The following is a 20,352-nucleotide window of genomic DNA, read 5'->3' as shown; positions in this document are numbered from 1 at the left end:
TTACTTCTTTACCAAGCTGATCACCTGATTTTCATGTTTGGAAGCCACTCCCCAAATTTGTTTGAATGCAGGGTAATATTCTTTGGGATAATCGGCGCTGGAAATCTTTGTGGTAGAAGTTACTTCCAGCTTATTTCCTTTTTGCTCAATCATATAACTGTATTCTATCTGTTTATCGTCAGTCACAATTCTTTTATTCTTAGGTAATTCTTCAATGGTATATCCTTCAGGGATTTCAAGTGTCACCTTTTTAACTTTTGTAGTGGGTGCTCCAAAATCAATAGGATATTTTCTAGACTCCGTTTGATCGAATTCATTAGATGTTTTGCTTAAAAATAACATTGGATTGATGATTATTTTTTTTCCTACTCTGTCTATTAAATTGGATGAAGAAAATTTCATTGTACTTTCAAATGCTCCATTATCCAATACTTTTGAATCAATTCCTGTAAAATCTATAGAATAATTTTCTTTATACTGCTTTTTATATTTTTCAGGATTTTCATCATAGCTATCTTTTACATACATGGCAAAGGTTCCTGTATCTCTGTCTGTATAAGAGCCGGAAATACTCCCATCATCATTAATCTTTGCATCTACAGTAAGTAAAGTACTACTTGGCTTTATATTTTTCATTTGAATCTGTTCAGCTTTATTTTTTGCTAATAGAATTCCATATTGATTCCAGTCTCTTAAAGGAAGTTCATCCATAGCAGATTGCTTGGAAGTAGCATCATAAATGTGATATACCCCGCCTAAGCTTATTGATGCTAGTATAAAATTCATATTAGAAACATTAGGTGATGTCAAATTTATCATCCCATTCTCTACTGTAGATATAAGCAATGGATCTGCTTTAATACCAGCTTCACGAAGAAGCATCACAAGAAAAAGATTAATTTCAGCAGCATTACCTGTCTTAGTATCCAGCATCTTTCTGATTCCACCATCAGTATAAATACCTTTATCTTTGTTCCAAGTAAATGTTTTTTGGACATAAGAAAATATGGCATTGGCCTTTTCAAGATCAGTTTCCATTTCCAAAATACCAGCAGGCATATTATCCCTAACCAATCTTGTTTTGTTCAATTCTTCACCAAAATCCTCATTTTCATAAAGTCTTTTGCCAATTTGGTTCCATGAAGATGAATAAAGTTTAAGTTCTCTAAAGTTAGTAGAGTTAAGCTCTGCACTTATTTTCGTCCTATAATTCCTATCATTTCTCACAAATTTTTCTGTTTTGAAACCTTCTATATTTTCATAACCGAATCTATATGTTTTGTATTGAGATCCATAAATATTTCGTTCCTCTATCATTCTATGTTTAGGTGCAAGAACTCCAGTGTAGTTAATATTATATGAGATATTAAGTGGAGAATCTAAAACATACTCTGTGTAAAGAGAGGGTGTATCTGTTTCTATTAAAAACTCTGGAATTATGTACAGGAATGGGGATGTAACTTCATATTGATACTCCAGTACTGAGCCATTCTTCACATTGGAAAATGCAAATTTAGTCACATTTACATATTTACTTTCCTTACTTTTATACTGTGAGCTTTTCTCTACTTTTGTAGGGACTACATTGCCACCTTCGAGATTATAGGTAAAAGCTTTGAACTTACCCAATGTCTCCTTATCTGCACCCGATTGATAAAGAGGAACTTCTAGATTCAACCAGTCTTCAGCCTTATCTTTATCATAAACCTTCACTCTGTAAAAATACTTCTTGTTCAAATATCCTGTAGCTCCATCAACCTTGTAATGGACAGACTTATATAAAATCTCCGCCGGCGCATTTTCATCTAATAATGATTTCGGTTTGGAAAGATCCGCATCAGAAAATTTAGGAGGATTTAAAAACTCATGCTTCTGGGCTTTAATCATCATTACATTTGCTGAACATACTAGCAATAATATTATTTTTTTCATCTTTATATTTTTGTGATTAAAATTTTTGAGTTATCCATGTTGAGTATTTTTTTTCTGAAACCTACATAATCATTATATTTCTCCTTTGGATAGGTTCCTTTATTGATCTGAAGTTTTCTTGTCACTTTTATTTCTTCTTCATTTTTAACAAAACTCAAATTGTAATTCCCAAATTCTGAGCTAATACTAGTATCATTAGGTATCTCATCGGTCTTGTACCCTTTAGGAATAGTAAAACTGATCTCGTATTCATCTTCAAAAGACTGTCTGGTCTCAAAAGGAAGCTCACGGTTTTCATCTATTTTGTAAACACTATCTGAAAAAATAGGGACAGCTCTGAATATGAGACTACTTCCCGCATTTTTACAATAATTATTGGTTTTAAAATCTAGATCAAAGGTAATGACAGCATTGTCTTTGTTATTAACAAAGTTTTTCATTTCAACTTTCTCAAAGTTTAAGACATCAAATCTTTTTTTCAATGCTTCGCTTTGTTCTTTTGGATTAAGATTTACAAACCGAAGGTTATCATCATACTGATTTCCTGTGTAAAAAAAACTTCCTTTCCCTGCAATACTGTTATCCTCCTCTATCTTTATTTTCAGTTTTTGTTTTTCCTTATTTTGATCTGCTGAATATACCGGAGTATTAATCAATTCTATTCCATTTTTCTTTATGGAAAGGACATTTCTATCTGTAGTACTGGATCCTAAATGATTAAATGCTGTTTGTTGTGAAGTATTTTCAAGCCAAATATTTCCATTTTCTGTAGGGACCATTAGAATAGCATGGTTTCCACCCATTTTAGGAAAGTCTGGATCAAAAGAAACCTGAGAAAGCCCCGAATTGATAACACAATAATAAGAAGGGATTCCAGCTTCATTTAATAAGGTTTTCATATAATTGGTGAGACCTTTACAGTCTCCATATCCTTTTTTATACACTTCATCAGGCATCATGGGAAGCCAGCCTCCAATTCCTAGCCCTACATATATATATCGGGTTTTGGTTTGCATATACTGATAGATTTTCTTTACTTTTTCTTCTACAGAGCCCTGAAGTTGCAAAGCTGCAACCTCAGCCTTGATTTCAGGAGTAGATACGGCCACAGGTTCGACTAAATTGTTATAATACCAGATGCCAAAATCCCCCCAATTATTTAAAGTTCCTTGTTTTCCAGCCAAATTGAACTTAGTAAGAGCAAAACTTACTTTAGGTAATATTTTAATAGGTTCCGGAATCATTGAAATATCATCTATTGCCGGAACATTTTTATAAGAATATGTTTTTTCGCTTCCATTTCCGCCTTCAATTACTGAAGCGTAGTTATATTTTGATGGATAAACTTTGGTTCTAAGGTCAATTCCTGAAGTATTGACAATTTTCATCTGTGCATCTTCCAGAGATGTATTGGTAGAATAAAATGGAACAAAATCAGGAATAAAAATGGTATTCTTATCCTGAGACTGATATGAAAAATCAATAGTATAAGGATATTGAACAGGAGTATATGAAAATATCATTATCCTGTTATCAGAATAAAAAATACCCTGTCTATTATTAGCAAAATCACTAAAATCAGATTTAGAATAACTCTTTATTTTCTTTCCGGATTCATCATAGATGGTAACTTTTATATCCGAAATATTTCTTGCTTTATCATAAGGAATATAAGCGATAGCTTTTTCATTACCGTCTTTATTTAAAACTGTTGTTACCGTATTGTATTGGTATTTTATATCATCAATTTTATTGATCTGAACTATTGTAAGATCTTTTCTGATTACAACATTAGCATTTTTCTTTAAGTTTTCTGGAATTGAAGATGCCGGATAGATTTGGGCGAAATACATTGAAGCTGTAGACAAAGCTCCAAGAAATAATATTTTCATCATGGTCATTATAATTGGACAAAAATAATAAAATCTTAATAATTGTTAAAAAAATAATATTAAAAAATTAACCACACAAAGAAACAAACAAATAATATGTTAATTACCAATATGTTATAAAATTTAATTTTCTCAACTTAATGAAATAAAGAAGAGGCTGTCTCAAAAGACAGTCTCTTTTTTATTGCAATTTTTTGTGAGGGACTTAGTTTTGTATTTTAATTATTTAGGATTTAGTTTTTTGATGAGTTGTGGATGTATTTTTTTTTAAAAAAGAGCAGATTTTTACCCTGCAAGCGCTAATTTTCTTAGATTGTGAGCAATAGCAACCAGGCCGATTTCTATTTCGACTTTATTTTGTCCTCTAAGCATAAATCTTTTAAATCCTTTGTTATGTTTGATCTGAGCAAAAACAGGTTCTACATCGTGGCATCTTTGTTTTCTAAGCTTTACTCCACGTTTGGTATTAAGAAGCTTATGAGCCTTATGCCGGAGCTTTGAAAGTTTTGGATTAGAAGGTGAAGAAGTTATGGTTTTAGTTTTCTGGTCTTTATCAAAGTAATTATACTTGATATAGGCTTTGACTTTTCTCTTTTGAAGAAAAATATAATTCTCTTCTGATCCATATCCTGCATCAGTCACTATCTCCTTGGGAGTTTTACGATAAAGATGTTCAAAATTATCAATATGAGGGAGCAGTGTTTTAGTGTCCCCAGGATTAGGATGCAGCGTATAGTTAAGGATAAACTGATTCTCGGTACTGAGCTGAAGATTGTAAGCGGCTTTAAGCTGTCCGTTACCCATATGATCCTCTTTCATACGCATGAAAGAAGCATCAGAATCTGTTTTTGAATAGCTGTTCCTGCCCCGGAGAATTTCCTGCTGTTTCTCATATTTTTCAAGGTTATCCGGCCAGTTTTTTTTTGCATAATTAATCTTCTGACGGACTTTAGGACAGATTTTCTTCTTTCTCAAAGTAGAGTCTATCGTTTCTATAGCAGATTTTATTTTTTCTTTATCCATAGACTTAAAGGTTACCTCAGAAGTATCTTTCATTTCTTCCCCAGCTATTTCCTGAGTGTAATTCCACAAATCTTCAAGCTGGGACTCTATACGTTCTTTATTCTTTTTGATCGCCTTTCCCCATACAAATGTATAACGATTGGCATTGGCTTCTATTTTGGTACCATCGGTAAAAATAGTCTGAAGGCTTACCAGCCCTTCTTTCTCTAAATACACTACAATTTGTGCGAAGATCTCTTTGAGTTCTCCTTTTAATCTTTCACTTCTAAAACGGTTCAAAGTATTATGATCAGGACGATTCATGGCACTGAGCCACATAAAATGAACATTTTCTTTGAGAGCCTGTTCCAGCTTTCTGCTAGAATAAATATTACACAAATAGCCATACACCAATACTTTCAAAAGCATTTTCGGGTGATACACCGATGTGCCCCCTGGTTTATAATTACGGATTAAATTACTGATATCCAGACCGTCTATAACTTCTGAAACAATTCGTACAGGATGATTAGCTTCTATTAACTCCGATAAATTCGGAGGAAATAGAAAATTTTGCTTGGGATTGTAATCTTTAAAGACTACCTTTGAATTACTTAACACACAGCAAATTAATCAATTTGCAAATATTAGGAAAGCAAAAGCTTTCCTTTTTTTATGCTTGCAAAAAAAGACTGCCTCACTTTTGAGACAGCCTCCTCAACTAATACTTAAAAAAGCACTATCCTAAATCTACCTTAATATAAGGCTGTAAATAATCAAAAGTTAGCTTTATATAAACAGAAATGACGTTTTGAATGTATATTATATTCCTCTTTGATCATTTAAGACTAATTTTTAAATATGATTGGTAAACTTCATATTGTCTGCATTTCCAAATTTAGGATAAATAGCAATCAATATAATTCAATATTTGTAGAATTAATATTACAAAAGATTACAAATAATACTATATAGTAATATCTATCAAATAATAAAGACTTCATTTCTGAAGTCTCTATTTTTCTTTTGTTATTTAATTAATCATTCGGTATTCTTTTACTCTCGTAAGTATCACTTCCAAGCCCAAGCACTGGAATAAAAATAAATCCTAAGAAAAATAGCAAAATTGTATAGAGTGGTGTTTCTTTTCCAAAACCTTTAGCCAATCTGTCGTTGACTACCCATGCAGCATAAAGATTTACAAATGGAATTAAGAATAAGATGATCCACCATATTGGTTTTTTAACAATATCCAGCATAACAATAGCATTGTAGATAGGGACGAAAGCTGCCCATGCATCTTCTCTGCCTGCCTTTTTAAAGATTTTGAACATACAATACCCATAAAACAGATATACCAGTAAGCTCATGAACATCGTTCCAATCCCTAATCCTGCAGCGGCTGCGCCAGAAACTGCATCTACCCCATTATAAGGGTCTGTTTGTAAAAGAGTTAACATATTATTATTTTTTTTGGTTTGCTCAAATATAAAAAAAGCTTCTAAATAATTAGAAGCTTTTCTTTGATATTTTAAAAACGTTTATGCATCAATTTTTGCATATTTCGCATTTTTCTCGATAAATTCTCTTCTTGGCGGAACTTCATCTCCCATCAACATTGAGAAAACACTGTCTGCCTCTACTGCATTATCAATAGTCACCTGCTTCAGAATTCTGTGTTCTGGGTTAAGAGTTGTTTCCCAAAGCTGCTCTGGGTTCATTTCCCCAAGACCTTTGTAACGTTGTACTTCAACTCCTTTTCCGTCCGGAGACATTTCCAGAGTAAACTCTTCGCGCTCTTTCTCGTTATAAGCATATATCTTTTTGTTCCCTCTCTTCAATAAATATAAAGGTGGTTGAGCAATATAAATATATCCGTTCTCAATAAGTTCCTTCATATATCTGAAGAAGAAAGTAAGAATCAATGTAGAGATGTGAGATCCATCAATATCGGCATCGGTCATGATAACGATCTTATGGTATCTCAATTTAGCCATGTTCAATGCTTTGCTATCTTCTTCTGTTCCTACAGAAACTCCAAGAGCAGTATAAATATTCCTGATCTCTTCATTATCATATACTTTATGAAGCATAGATTTCTCTACGTTCAAAATTTTACCTCTTAATGGAAGAATAGCTTGGAAGTGTCTGTCACGTCCCTGTTTAGCTGTTCCACCTGCGGAATCTCCCTCTACAAGGAATATTTCTGATTCTGCCGGATCTTTAGATGAACAATCAGATAATTTTCCGGGAAGTCCAGAACCTCCCATCGGAGATTTTCGCTGAACCATTTCACGGGCTTTCTTAGCAGCCTGTCTTGCTTTTGCAGCTAGAACAACTTTTTGAACAATAATCTTAGCTTCATTAGGATTCTCTTCCAAAAAGTTAGTAAGCATCTCCCCTACAATTTTATCTACAGCACCAGAAACTTCAGAATTTCCTAATTTCGTTTTAGTCTGTCCTTCAAACTGAGGTTCCATTACTTTTACAGAAATTACAGCGGTTAATCCTTCACGGAAGTCATCTCCTGTAATTTCTACTTTTTCTTTTGCCGGAAGCCCCAATTCGTCTGCATATTTCTTTAAAGTTCTTGTTAAAGCTCTTCTAAAACCAGCCAAGTGAGTTCCTCCTTCATGAGTGTTGATGTTATTTACATAAGAGTGAAGATTCTCATTGAAAGAAGTGTTGTAACGCATTGCTACTTCTACAGGGATATTATCTCTTTCTCCTTCCATGAAAATCACATGCTCCATAATAGATTCACGATTTCCATCGATATAAGCAACAAACTCTTTTAACCCTCCTTCAGAATGAAAAATTTCTGATTTAAAAGACCCATCTTCTCCCTTCTCTCTTTCGTCTGTAAGGGTAATGGTAATTCCTTTATTAAGGTAAGAAAGCTCTCTTAAACGGGTTGCCAACGTATCATAATTGTAAACTAATTCTGTAAAAATAGTATCATCCGGCTGGAAGAACTGTTTTGTACCTCTCTTATCACTGTTTCCAATCTCTTCTACTCCTGTCTGAGCTTTTCCTTTTGAATATATTTGCTGGTAGACGTTCCCGTCTCTGTAAACAGTAGTGATCATTTCGTTGGAAAGTGCATTCACACACGATACCCCTACTCCGTGAAGCCCTCCTGAAACCTTGTAAGAATCTTTATCAAACTTACCACCGGCTCCAATTTTCGTCATTACAACTTCAAGAGCAGATTTTTGTTCTTTTTCGTGGAAGTCAACCGGAATACCTCTACCGTTATCGCTAACCTCGATTCCGTTTCCTTCTTTAATGGCAACGAATATCGTGTCACAGAATCCTGCCAATGCTTCGTCGATAGAGTTATCTACTACTTCATAAACCAAATGGTGAAGACCTCTTAATCCTACATCACCAATGTACATTGAAGGACGCATACGTACGTGCTCCATTCCTTCCAATGCCTGAATACTACTAGCTGTATATTGTTTTTGACTCATATTAAATATTAAAAATCTTGCTATATGCAAAGACTTACAAATATCGTGATTTTTTTCGAGTTATGAAAGTTAAAAAGTGTCAAAAAAATGTAGAGTTTTCTTAGGGAAAACATAAGAAATAACTAACCAATAAAACATTCAAAGTTAAAATGTATTTGTTATATCTCTACTGTTTTAAATCATACTCAACATCAATAATTTATGCGTAAATTTATTTACTGAAAAGTTGATATTATGGATGATTTTATAGCTGCCCGCGCCCAGATGGCGCTTTCTCTGGGCTTCCATATCATATTCTCCTGTGTGGGAATGGTGATGCCTTTTCTAATGGCTTTTGCCCATTGGAAGTATCTAAAAACAAATAACGAAGTATATAAAGGACTTACAAAGGCCTGGAGTAAAGGGGTTGCTATCTTATTTGCTACCGGAGCTGTTTCAGGAACTATGCTTTCCTTTGAACTGGGGCTTCTATGGCCCGGGTTTATGAAACATGCAGGCCCTATCTTTGGGATGCCATTCTCATTAGAGGGGACGGCTTTCTTTATTGAAGCTATCGCCATCGGATTCTTTTTATATGGATGGGATAAATTCAATAAATGGTTTCACTGGTTCTGTGGTTTTCTTGTAGGGGTAAGTGGACTGGCTTCTGGTATTCTGGTGGTAGCTGCCAATGCGTGGATGAACTCTCCTACCGGTTTCGATTATATCAACGGGCAATACCTTAATATAGATCCTATTAAAGCCATGTTCAATGATGCATGGTTTCCACAGGCACTTCACATGACCGTTGCAGCTTTTTGTGCTACAGGATTTGCAGTTGCCGGAGTACACGCCTTTCTAATTATGCGAAAAAAGAATGTAGAGTTTCATACCAAAGCATTCAGAATTGCAGTAGGTTTTGCCTTAATTGGAGCATTTGGAGCCCCTTTGAGTGGTGATGTGGCTGCAAAATCTGTGGCAGAGAGACAGCCTATTAAACTGGCAGCTATGGAAGCTCATTTTGAAACCGAAAAAGGAGCTGCTTTTGTGATTGGTGGAATTCCCGATGAAGAAAAAGAGGAAATAAAATATGCTATTAAAATTCCAAAGGTATTAAGCTTTTTGGTAAGCAACGATTTCAATGCTGAAGTAAAAGGACTTAAGGATTTCCCGAGAGATGAATGGCCTCCGATTGCAGTTGTTCATTATACTTTTCAGATCATGATCTTCTTTGGAGTGGTGATGATAGGTATAGGAGCTATTTATTTGTATGCTTTCTTTTTCAAAAAAGAATGGCTTACAAAAAACTGGTTATTAAAAACATTCCTTATTGCTACTCCTTTTGGATATATTGCTCTGGAAGCAGGATGGACTGTTACTGAAGTAGGAAGACAACCATGGATCATTTACGGAGTCATGAGAACGATTGATGCCGTAACCCCAATGCCGGGAATACAGTATTCATTCTACTTCTTCACTGCGATCTTTATCTCATTATCATTAATTCTGGTATTCCTTTTAAGAAGACAGGTACAGATGGTACCAAAACTTTATGACCCAACAGACCCACAGTTTAACGATAAAAACAAAAAATCATGATCTACATTGTTATAGGTTTTCTCTGGCTTTCCATCTGTCTTTATATTATTCTGGGAGGTGCTGACTTTGGAGCGGGTATCGTAGAAATGTTCACCAATAAAAAAGCCCGTCATAAAACACATGAGATTATGTATGAATCTATTGCTCCCGTTTGGGAAGCCAATCACATGTGGCTGATTATTGCGATTGTGATCCTGTTTGTAGGATTTCCTGAGATTTATACCACCATGTCTACTTATCTTCACATTCCTTTAGTTTTGATGCTTGTAGGGATTATTGCAAGAGGTACAGCGTTTACATTCAGACATTATGACGCGGTAAAGGACAATTGGCAGGTTTTATATACACAGATATTTTATTACGCAAGTCTTTTAACTCCTTTTTTCCTTGGATTAATAGCAGCGGCAACAGTATCATATTCTATCAATCCTGATGCTACCACCTTCCTTGATCTGTATATTTTCAGCTGGCTAAATTGGTTTGGAGTTTCTGTAGGGTTATTTACAGTAGCGCTTTGTGCTTATCTGGCTTCTATTTTTTCACTAAGAGAAACCCGTGGTAAGGACGAGTTACTATTAATGATTAGAAAATCAAAGCAGACGATGATCTTTGTGGTGATTACCGGTATTCTTGTATTTGCTACAGCTTACCTTTCAGATATTCCACTTTTGATGTGGGTATTTTCAAAGCCATTAGGAATTATGGCCATTGCTTTTGCTACGGTTGCTTTACTGCTTATTTTAAGAGCTTTAAATAATCAGAAATTACTTCCGGTACGGGCTCTTGCAGGCTTTCAAATGGTAATGATCCTCGTGGCAGCTACTTACCAACATAATCCGGATATTATTTTATTAGGTAATGGACAGCATCTTTCATTGTTAGAGCATATGGCACCGCCTAAAACAATTGCAGCTTTAGGCTGGGCTTTAATGCTGGGATCATTATTTATTCTTCCTTTTTTATTTTACCTGATGGCTTCTTTCAGTAAGCTGAGAAAATAATAATACATGCAAAATTATAAGGATAAAACAGAGCTTATTGAAGAGATAAGAAAAAGGTATCTCCTCTATGATCAGGAATTTGATGATATTAAAGAAAAGGAAAAAAATCTTTTAAAATCAGGGATTGATAAAACTCCATCCCAAAATATATCGTATCAGATTGGCTGGACTCACCTTCTTCTTCAATGGGAAGCTGATGAAAAGAAAGGAATTGAGGTAAAAACACCTACTCCAGACTACAAATGGAATAATCTAAAGGGATTATATCAGTCTTTCTATAATGAATATGCTTCTTATAGTTTAGCAGAACAAAGAGTGCTCTTACAAAAACAGGTTGATGAAATTATAGAATGGATTGAAAAGCTTGATGACAAAATCCTGTTTGAAGCTGAACAAAGAAAATGGGCAACAACACCCGCCAAATGGCCCGTTTGGAAATGGATACACATCAATACGGTTGCTCCTTTTAAAAATTTTAGAACGCAGCTCCGAAAATGGAAAAAATAAAAAGAGGCTGTCTCAAAAGTAAGGCAGCCTCTCTACTATTTTTATTTCTTTATCAATTTCGTGTGATAACTGTTTCTATCTGTTTTTGTTTTTAAAAAATAAGCTCCCGTATTGAGGTCCGAAATATCTATTTTTACTGAAGAAATTTTCTTTAATAATTTACCACTAATATCAAATAACTCCGCATATTCAAGTTTCTCATTAGAATCTAATCTAATATTAAATACGTCTTTAACTGGATTTGGATGAACCAAATAGCTATTTTCCTTTCTGAATTCATGGGTTGATAAAGCACCTAATTGCCTTACATATTGGGTAGTTCCCGTAACGTAGTTCATAGCCCCCTGACGTAAAGTATTAAAACATAAATATTTGTTATCATCCAAAATACTCATACTTACAATAGATGGCGCAGATTGTCTGTAAAAAAGACTATTTCCATTGTTAAAACTGTTATCCAAAATTCCGTTTGGTGTAAATCTTAAGATATAAGCAGTTTTTTGATAATCAATTCCAGCCTCACTCCCTCCAAACACATAAATATTATTATTAGAATCCATTTGTATTCCAACCGTTGTTGAGTTAGCAGGAGGATAATATACGTTAGGATTTGCCGGAAAGCTATACGTAGCTACACCAGCAGTTCCAAATGAAGTATCCAGAAAACCATTAGCAGTATATTTTTTAATCTCTACAGGAAAATGATATGAATATAAGAACATCTCACCTGTATGCCTGTTTGTTTTTATAATTCCAGGTATATTAGCTATACCACTAGTACCAAACGTCATATCTTGTATACCAGTTAAATCATATTTTTTATATTCATCATTTACTCCTGAAGTTTTAACAATTATACCGGAATCAGTTAGGTAATATACATACACCGGAATAGTAGAAAAATTACTATCTAACTGGCCGTTCAAAGTTAATTTCTTTAGCATTCCATTTATCTGTATCATTAGAGTTGAATCGCCATTGAGAGATAAGCGACCTATATTTTCTGTGAATGTAACATATCCCCCAACTCCAAAAGAAGTATCTAAGTTACCATTCACATCATACTTAGCAATAACATTTTTATTGTATAAAAAGATTGCCTGATCATTTGTAAGTATTGATCCTTCCGGATATTTGGTTGTGGAATTCCAAACAAGAGGTAATACTGAAGTAGAAATACCGTTATTTCCAAAACTTGTATCATTATATCCCGTTGGCAATATTTTTCTTAAATAGAAACCCGCTCCATATTTACTGGTTGCATAAAAATACACATATCCTTGTGAAGTAGAACTGCTTTGTATAGCATAGTAGGTAAGATTTTCATCTAAAACTTTTTTATAGTTTGGATCCTGAATCACCCCATAATCTGATTGTGCATGAACACCTATAAAAAATAGCGTAAAAAAAGTAATTATTAGTTTCATAGTATATTTTTAACAAAAATATAAATATATTTCAAAAAAAGACTACTCAAAAGAGCAGTCTTCCATATTTATATTATGATAAATCTTAAGCTAGTTTCATCAAGAGCAGTCTTCCATATTTATATTATGATAAATCTTAAGCTAGTTTCATCAAAAGATTCTCATCAATCTTCTCTACTTTCACAATATTGTTCTTTGTTAAAGTTTTAGAAGCTTTATCCCATTTCTTACCAGATAACTTACTTTTTTCCTTTACTTCAGCTAAAGACATAGCCTCTTCCTGAGCATTAAGGATTTCAAGGATTACTTTTTCATCTTCACCTAATTCAATTTGAGGAACCGCTTTTTCAGGTCTCATTTGAGGGAAGAATAATACTTCCTGGATAGAAGCATTGTTCGTTAAGAACATAATTAATCTGTCCATACCAATTCCTAATCCTGATGTTGGTGGCATACCGTATTCAAGCGCTCTTAAGAAGTCCTGATCGATAAACATTGCTTCGTCATCTCCTCTTTCAGATAAAGCCATCTGAGCTTCAAAACGCTCTCTCTGATCGATTGGATCATTAAGCTCCGAATAAGCATTTGCGATTTCTTTACCACAAACCATTAATTCAAAACGCTCAGTTAAACCTTCTTTGCTTCTGTGTTTCTTAGTTAATGGAGACATTTCAACAGGATAATCTGTAATGAAAGTCGGTTGGATGAAGTTTCCTTCACACTTCTCACCGAAGATCTCATCAATTAATTTTCCTTTACCCATAGTCTCGTTCACTTCAATTCCGATAGATTTAGCGAAATCGAATAATTCCTTCTCAGTTTTTCCAGTGATATCGAAACCTGTAAATTTCTGGATAGCTTCCGTCATAGAAACTCTTGGATAAGGCGCTTTGAAATCTACTTCATGCTCTCCGAAAGTAGCTGTTGTAGTTCCGTTTACCTGAATCGCACAGAATTCCAGTAGTTTTTCTGTGAAATCCATCATCCAGTTGTAGTCTTTATAAGCTACATAGATCTCCATTGCAGTAAATTCCGGGTTGTGAGTTCTGTCCATCCCTTCATTTCTGAAATTTTTAGAGAACTCATATACTCCGTCAAAACCACCTACGATCAATCTTTTCAGATATAATTCGTTAGCAATTCTTAAATATAACGGAATATCTAAAGCATTGTGGTGCGTAATGAAAGGTTTAGCTGCTGCTCCGCCAGGAATTGACTGTAGGATTGGAGTTTCCACTTCAAAATATCCTGCATCGTTAAAGAAAGTTCTCATCGCGTTGAACAGTTTTGTTCTCTTCACGAAAATTTCTTTTACCTGTGGGTTTACCGTTAAATCTACATAACGCTGTCTGTATCTTAATTCAGGATCTGTAAATCCGTCGTGTACCACACCGTTTTCATCTGTTTTAGCTTGCGGAAGAGGACGTAAAGCCTTAGTAAGAAGTGTAAAGTTCTTTACTAAAACCGTCATTTCTCCTACCTGAGTGGTAAACAATTCCCCTTCAATACCGATAATATCACCAATATCTAAAAGGTGCTTGTACACTTCATTATATAATTCTTTGTCTTCTCCCGGACAGATCTCGTCTCTGTTGAAGTAAACCTGGATTTTTCCTTTAGAATCCTGCAATTCTGCAAAAGAAGCCTTTCCTTGAATTCTGCGGGACATTAATCTACCAGCGATCTTCACCTGTTTACTTTCAGAAAAGTCCTGTTTTATAGATTCTGTAGTATCTGTAATGGTATACTCATCCGCAGGGAACGCATTAATCCCCATTTCAGTAAGCTTATTCAGCTTTTCTCTTCTAATGATTTCTTGTTCTGATAATTGCATTTCTTATTTTTCTAAAAGCGTACAAATTTAGGCATTTTTGAGTTGACCATCAATTGATTTTTTCAGAAATTTTAAAATGAAGAGTATGAACAGAGAAAACTTGGGATATAGAAGCTAAAATAAAGAGAATAGACCAAGAGATATGACGTGGTAGAGTAGAATTTAAAACCAAAAATTAAAGCAACACTGTAAAAATCTATATTTTTACAAATATGGAGTTGAAAGGCTTTTATCATTTCCCTCTTCTGGAGGGGTAACCAAAATTCAAAGAATTTTTGACGGGGTGGTTTATTCAAACATTTATAAACTCAACCAAATCCTAAATCACAACTTTTAATTTTCTTTATTTCTCGCTAAACCATCTTTCCCGTTTCTGTTTAGGAACAAATGTCCAGACTAATATTCTGCTTACTTTCTGCCCTTGTGCTATATCAATTGTTTTGAAATCTATCGCTTTTACTTTCTTTAAAAGTGTGGTCAGTTTATACAGATTGTCTTTTTTAGAAACCAGACAGGTAAACCAAAGAATCTGAGATGAATATTGCACACTTTCATGAATCATATTGGTAATGAATGCCAGTTCACCGCCTTCACACCATAATTCTGACTGTTGTCCACCAAAATTAAGTAATGATTTCTGAGATTTTGATCTGTTCAGGTTTTTTGTTTTCCTGATATTTCCTTTTATCATCGACTCTTGTGAGTCATGAAAAGGTGGATTACACATAGAAAATGTAAACCTATCCTCAAGAGCTATAATCCCTTTGAATATCTGATTTGAATCAGGTTGATGCTGTAATTGAATGGCTAATGATAAGTCCGGATTTTGGTCCAGAATATGCTTGGCATTTTTTAAAGAATCTTCATTAATGTCCGTCCCAAGCATCTTCCAACCATAGGATTTATGGGCAATCAAAGGGTAAACAAGATTAGCGCCTACTCCAACATCCAGTCCTTTTATAAAATTCCCTGTGGGAATTTCACCTTTCTCTTCTGCCAGCAGATCAGCAATATAATGCACATAATCTGCACGTCCCGGAATGGGTGGACACAAATTGGAATCAGGAATATCCCAATTCATAACATTATAAAAATGTAGAATTAAAGCCTTGTTGAGTAGTTTTACAGCCTTAGGAATGCTGAAATTAATAGTTGTTGTCCCATGAACATTCACAAAGACATACTGCTTCAGTTCTGGCACACAAGAAATAAGCAGATCAAAATCATAGGGATTACGATGCAGATTTCTTGTGTGCAGACTGGATTTTTCTGTGGACATCTTTTATTTTTTCTGGCTTAGAATATACTCCACCATTTTTTTAGCATCTTCTTTAGATACCTGTGGATGAGCAGCCATAGGGACTCCGCCCCAAACTCCACTACCGCCTTCTATGATCTTGGAAGCCAGCAATTCAATATCCTTATCAGAATATTTAGCTGCTATTTCCTGATAAGAAGGTCCTATCATTCTCTCATTAACAGAGTGACACCCCGAACAGTCTAAGGTTTCCATGATCTGATCACCGGAAAGATTGGACTGAGCTGGAGCGGACACCGATGCAGCATCAGAAGACGCTACTTCTGTTGTATTTTCTTTTTTAGAACAGGAAAAGATCACAAGACCTAAAGTTCCTGCCAAAAATAAATTTTTCATTATTTCTTAGCTGTAGAATCTGTTTTAGCAGCTTCAGGAGCAGGAGTTGCAGCAGCCGGGGCAGCAGGCTTAGCTGTAGAATCTACCACTGTAGTTGCTTCTGGCTCTTCAAGCATAGTGTTACTGTCCTGTAATGAGTGATCTGCTTTTTTAGAGCAACTTGCTAATAATAAACCTCCAATAAATGCGATAGCTAATACTTTTTTCATTTTTTTCTAATTTGAAAGCAAAAATATAAAAAATAAACGTTTCAGCTTATGACAAATGTTTTCTTTGAAGAATATTTTTACAGTTCGGATGTTCCATCTTTTTAATAAAAATAATTCAATAAACAGGGAAAATTTAAATTAGGTTACTATTTTTGTATAATCAATTACATTAAAATACAAACTATTAATCTAAAATATATGACTCAAAGAAATTTATTCAGAACAGCTATTTTGTCATCTCTCCTTTTCTTCCCTCTATCCTGCCATGACTCAGATAATGAACAACCCAAATCAGAATATTCAGACAAAATAGAATCTGTAACATTATTGAAAACCACAAAATCATGGGACGGAACACTGTATGCAAGCTATCCGACCGGACAACCGGAAATCTCAGTTCTTAAAATCTCTGTGCCGCCAAACAAAGCACTGGACTGGCATAAACATCCTGTTATCAATGCTGCTTATGTGGAAAAAGGAGAAATCCAGATAGAAAGAAAAGAAGATGGTAAAACCCAATGGGTAAAAAAAGGAGAGGTACTTCCTGAAATGGTTAATATTGCTCACAGAGGCAAAACCGGAGATAAAGGAGCTACTTTAATTGTCTTTTACAGCGGAGCCACTGACATTCCTCTGTCTGAACCCGTGCATTAAAAGATACAACACAGGGTTTTGCAACGGTATTGAACCAAAGTTTTGCTCAGCCCTGATGTGTAATTCTCACAAAAACCTTTATATGACTACTTATTCGGAATAAGTAAATAAACATTGCACCTTTCCTATTTTTTTGATAAGTTTAAACTAGTTTTATATCAAAGAAATCAATGTAAAATTTAGGATATGGTTTTAATCTCGAAAATACTGTTTTTTGCCAGCCATCATGGTTTTTATACTGTGATTCTTCTTTTCCTGATTTTGGGATCATTATCTTATCTCACTAAAAAAATCTGGTTTTTGGTTCTTGCTCTTCCTCTCTCCATTTTAAACGGGTTTTGCGGGCAGTTTCTGAATGCATGGTTTCTTAATAAATATGGTGTAGAAAGCACGGCAATCATCACTTCTGATGTAGAAACCAATTCTACATTGAATGAAATGTACATACACGATTATGAAGCAGTGGTTAAAAAACAAGATGGAAAATACATTTCAACCTTCTTTTCTACGACCTCAGCATCAATTTATCCTATTGAAAATGCCATCAGAATTCCACGAATAGAAATTCCTTTCCCGGTAAAATACATTCCGGGATATGAAAAAAACATTGTGATTCTTTACAATGAATCAGAAGAAGGAAAAGCAGTAATTAAATACTCTAAATTAGCTCCGGTAAACTCCGCAAGAATCAAATATGAAGCAGACAGAACCAATAAAGTTTTTATTGCAGAATACATCAAAGCTCTGGAAGAGTATACGGCATCTTATGACGAAGAAAGTTATAAAATAAAGCTTGAAGAACTCAAAGAAGAACTTAAACAATTGAAATAAAACAGTTTCAATAGTAAGTTTTTTATTTTTTTTGAATTTTTTATTTTTTGTATTAAAAAAATTTCTACATTTGTCACATGTTTACAATGAGCAACAATATTTGGTGGTGGCTTTCAAACTCTTCGTCGGGTCTGAAGGTATTGTCATGTTGCTAACCCAGCATCAGATTTAAACAAAACAATATACAAGGCTTTGACGGATTCCGTTAAAGCCTTTTTTTTATTCCTAAAATCTAAAAAATAAAACAGCAGATGCTTACACAGAAAATCAAAATAAAAACCGTTTCGAAAAAAACTCTTGGAGATCTTCATACTCCAATGAATATTTATCTTAAAATCAGAGATAAGTTCAGGGATACTATTCTTTTGGAAAGCTCTGATTCAAAAAGTATTGATAACAATTTCTCCTTTATAGCCATTAATGCTGTCGCTGGAATTGAAGTAAAAAACTTAAATGAATTTGAGATTAAATTCCCTGATTCCGCTCCTGCAAAGCAATTCATTATGGAACGCAATATCACAGACATATTTGAAGATTTCCGTACTGTTTTTGACTGTGAAAAAACCAATGATCCTATTGAACAGACTGCCCAAAGCCTTTTTGGATATACAAGCTTTGAAGCGGTCCAGTTTTTTGAAAACATCAATTTAAAAGCCCAAAGCCCGGAAGTAGAAATTCCGATCCTCAGATACAGATTGTATCAATATGTAATTGCCATTAACCACTTCAATGATGAAATGCATATTATTGAAAACCAAATGGAAGGGGTAAAATCTGAAATTCATCTTTTGGAAAACCTCATTAAAAACCAAAATACTCCGGTATATCCATTTGAAAAAAATGGCCAGGAGACTTCCAATCTTACTGATGAAGATTATATCGAACTGGTAAAAACAGCACAGAGACATTGTATGAGAGGTGATGTATTCCAATTGGTACTGAGCAGAAGATTTGAACAGAAGTTCAAAGGAGATGAGTTTAATGTGTACCGTGCTTTGAGAAATATTAACCCTTCTCCATACCTGTTTTATTTTGATTATGGAAACTACAAACTGTTTGGATCAAGCCCTGAAAGCCAGTTAATCATCAAAGATAACAAAGCGATCATCCACCCTATTGCAGGAACTTCTAAAAGAACAGGGAATCTTGAAGCTGACCTTAAGGCAATTGAAGTATTAAAAAATGATCCTAAAGAAAATGCAGAGCATACCATGCTGGTAGACCTTGCCCGTAATGATCTTGGGAAATTAGGTAAAAATGTAACGGTTACCAAACTAAAAGAAATTCAGCTTTTCTCTCATGTAATTCATATGGTAAGCGAGGTAACGGCTGATCTTCCGGAACAGATCAATCCTCTAGACATGATCTCTGCTACTTTCCCTCAGGGAACTTTAAGCGGAGCCCCTAAACATAAAGCCCTTCAACTTATCAATCAATATGAAAAAGATTCCCGTGGATATTATGGAGGATGTATTGGTATAGTAGGTTTAAACGGAACCTGTAATCAGGCCATTATGATCAGAACCTTTTTAAGCAAAAACAATACATTGTATTATCAGGCAGGAGCTGGCCTTGTTGCAAAATCTGTCCCTGAAAATGAGCTACAGGAAGTGAATAACAAATTAAATGCTCTGAAAAAAGCAGTGGAGAAAGCAGAAAAAATAGTAGAAAATTAAAAACTTCATCCATTCTTCACCCATTAACCCTACAACAAAAAAGAAATGAACAACAATATAAACGCTCAACAATCACCGGTAAAAGTTCTCGTTTTTGATAACTATGACAGCTTCACTTACAACCTTGTACAGATCATCGAAAGAATTCTGAATCAGAAAGTGGATGTGGTAAGAAACGATCAGATTACCTTGGAAGAAGTTGGACAATACGATAAGATCATCCTTTCTCCAGGTCCGGGAATTCCGGAAGAAGCTGGAATTTTATTAGAGTTGATTAAAGAATATGCGCCTACTAAAAGTATTTTGGGAGTTTGTTTAGGACAGCAAGCTATTGCAGAAGCTTTTGGCGGAAGCCTCATCAATCTTTCTGAAATCTTCCATGGAGTGGCTACTACTACAGAATTGGTAAAGGAAGATACTAAACTTTTCAAAGATTTAGCATCAGGACTTGAAGTAGGAAGATACCACAGCTGGGCTGTTAATCCTGACAATTTCCCTGACGAGTTAGAGGTTACAGCAGTTGATAAAGATGGGATGATTATGGCCCTTCAGCACAAAATCTATGATGTTCACGGAGTACAGTTTCATCCTGAAAGTATTTTAACTCCTGATGGAGAAGTCATTATCCGAAACTTTTTAAATCAATAAAAATCAATTTAAAAACAGGTGATTATCATTT

17 protein-coding genes are annotated in these 20,352 nt (G+C 34.6%); 7 read left to right on the top strand and 10 right to left on the bottom strand.

The features are described 5' to 3' along the window. From CHSO_RS09000 to gyrB, 5 genes are all read right to left on the bottom strand, one after another. On the bottom strand, nucleotides 1-1,932 hold the full coding sequence (locus tag CHSO_RS09000; protein WP_045495144.1) for a transglutaminase-like domain-containing protein: 1,932 nt from the start codon (nucleotides 1,930-1,932) through the stop codon (nucleotides 1-3). Nucleotides 1,933-1,934: 2 nt separating this feature from the next. Continuing rightward, the gene (locus CHSO_RS08995) at nucleotides 1,935-3,827 is read right to left on the bottom strand and encodes a DUF3857 domain-containing protein (RefSeq protein ID WP_045502197.1); all 1,893 of its coding nucleotides are present in this window, start codon (nucleotides 3,825-3,827) and stop codon (nucleotides 1,935-1,937) included. 282 nt (nucleotides 3,828-4,109) lie between these two features. After that, nucleotides 4,110-5,447 carry an IS1182 family transposase gene (locus tag CHSO_RS08990; RefSeq protein ID WP_045494754.1) on the bottom strand — a complete coding sequence of 446 codons (1,338 nt, stop codon included), beginning with the start codon at nucleotides 5,445-5,447 and terminating at the stop codon, nucleotides 4,110-4,112. A 416-nt stretch (nucleotides 5,448-5,863) separates the two neighbouring features. Beyond that, complete coding sequence (locus CHSO_RS08985) at nucleotides 5,864-6,286, bottom strand: DUF5684 domain-containing protein (RefSeq protein WP_045495141.1); 423 nt, start codon at nucleotides 6,284-6,286, stop codon at nucleotides 5,864-5,866. A gap of 81 nt (nucleotides 6,287-6,367) precedes the next feature. Then, nucleotides 6,368-8,302, bottom strand: a complete 1,935-nt coding sequence (gyrB, locus tag CHSO_RS08980) for a DNA topoisomerase (ATP-hydrolyzing) subunit B (protein ID WP_045495139.1) — start codon at nucleotides 8,300-8,302, stop codon at nucleotides 6,368-6,370. 234 nt (nucleotides 8,303-8,536) lie between these two features. Between gyrB and CHSO_RS08975 the strand changes: the two genes are divergently transcribed. From CHSO_RS08975 to CHSO_RS08965, 3 genes are read left to right on the top strand one after another with little or no spacing between them, the layout of a single operon-like run. Next, on the top strand, nucleotides 8,537-9,880 hold the full coding sequence (locus CHSO_RS08975) for a cytochrome ubiquinol oxidase subunit I (protein ID WP_045495137.1): 1,344 nt from the start codon (nucleotides 8,537-8,539) through the stop codon (nucleotides 9,878-9,880). Continuing rightward, nucleotides 9,877-10,881 carry a cytochrome d ubiquinol oxidase subunit II gene (locus CHSO_RS08970; RefSeq protein ID WP_045495134.1) on the top strand — a complete coding sequence of 335 codons (1,005 nt, stop codon included), beginning with the start codon at nucleotides 9,877-9,879 and terminating at the stop codon, nucleotides 10,879-10,881. Before CHSO_RS08975 ends, CHSO_RS08970 begins: the two co-directional genes overlap by 4 nt. Before the next feature lie 6 nt (nucleotides 10,882-10,887). Next, nucleotides 10,888-11,388 carry a ClbS/DfsB family four-helix bundle protein gene (locus tag CHSO_RS08965; RefSeq protein ID WP_045495132.1) on the top strand — a complete coding sequence of 167 codons (501 nt, stop codon included), beginning with the start codon at nucleotides 10,888-10,890 and terminating at the stop codon, nucleotides 11,386-11,388. 41 nt (nucleotides 11,389-11,429) lie between these two features. Here CHSO_RS08965 and CHSO_RS08960 read toward each other — a convergent pair whose 3' ends face one another. The 5 genes from CHSO_RS08960 to CHSO_RS08940 form a co-directional block, all read right to left on the bottom strand. Continuing rightward, a complete protein-coding gene (locus CHSO_RS08960; RefSeq protein ID WP_045495130.1) occupies nucleotides 11,430-12,815 on the bottom strand; it encodes a T9SS type A sorting domain-containing protein in 1,386 nt (461 codons plus the stop codon). A gap of 136 nt (nucleotides 12,816-12,951) precedes the next feature. After that, nucleotides 12,952-14,649 (bottom strand): lysine--tRNA ligase, encoded by a 1,698-nt coding sequence (gene lysS, locus CHSO_RS08955; RefSeq protein ID WP_045495128.1) that lies wholly within the window; start codon nucleotides 14,647-14,649, stop codon nucleotides 12,952-12,954. A 343-nt stretch (nucleotides 14,650-14,992) separates the two neighbouring features. After that, a complete protein-coding gene (gene rlmF, locus CHSO_RS08950) occupies nucleotides 14,993-15,928 on the bottom strand; it encodes a 23S rRNA (adenine(1618)-N(6))-methyltransferase RlmF (RefSeq protein ID WP_045495126.1) in 936 nt (311 codons plus the stop codon). 3 nt (nucleotides 15,929-15,931) lie between these two features. Further along, nucleotides 15,932-16,303 carry a c-type cytochrome gene (locus CHSO_RS08945; protein WP_045495124.1) on the bottom strand — a complete coding sequence of 124 codons (372 nt, stop codon included), beginning with the start codon at nucleotides 16,301-16,303 and terminating at the stop codon, nucleotides 15,932-15,934. Then, on the bottom strand, nucleotides 16,303-16,512 hold the full coding sequence (locus CHSO_RS08940) for a hypothetical protein (RefSeq protein WP_045495122.1): 210 nt from the start codon (nucleotides 16,510-16,512) through the stop codon (nucleotides 16,303-16,305). The genes CHSO_RS08945 and CHSO_RS08940 overlap by 1 nt, the downstream gene beginning before the upstream one ends. Nucleotides 16,513-16,710: 198 nt before the next feature. On the opposite strand from CHSO_RS08940, the gene CHSO_RS08935 reads away from it, so the two are divergent. The 4 genes from CHSO_RS08935 (at nucleotide 16,711) to CHSO_RS08920 (ending at nucleotide 20,321) form a co-directional block, all read left to right on the top strand. Then, the gene (locus CHSO_RS08935; protein ID WP_045495120.1) at nucleotides 16,711-17,166 is read left to right on the top strand and encodes a cupin domain-containing protein; all 456 of its coding nucleotides are present in this window, start codon (nucleotides 16,711-16,713) and stop codon (nucleotides 17,164-17,166) included. Between the two features lie 186 nt (nucleotides 17,167-17,352). Next, complete coding sequence (locus tag CHSO_RS08930) at nucleotides 17,353-17,997, top strand: hypothetical protein (protein WP_045495117.1); 645 nt, start codon at nucleotides 17,353-17,355, stop codon at nucleotides 17,995-17,997. A 251-nt stretch (nucleotides 17,998-18,248) separates the two neighbouring features. Then, complete coding sequence (locus CHSO_RS08925; protein WP_045495114.1) at nucleotides 18,249-19,673, top strand: anthranilate synthase component I family protein; 1,425 nt, start codon at nucleotides 18,249-18,251, stop codon at nucleotides 19,671-19,673. Nucleotides 19,674-19,718: 45 nt separating this feature from the next. Next, a complete protein-coding gene (locus tag CHSO_RS08920; protein ID WP_045495111.1) occupies nucleotides 19,719-20,321 on the top strand; it encodes an anthranilate synthase component II in 603 nt (200 codons plus the stop codon). Nucleotides 20,322-20,352: the final 31 nt, after the last annotated feature.

This window comes from Chryseobacterium sp. StRB126 (assembly GCF_000829375.1).
Taxonomy (GTDB): Bacteria; Bacteroidota; Bacteroidia; order Flavobacteriales; family Weeksellaceae; genus Chryseobacterium.
Note: the sequence above shows the minus strand (reverse complement) of the source record. Positions and strands in the feature narration are given on the sequence as shown.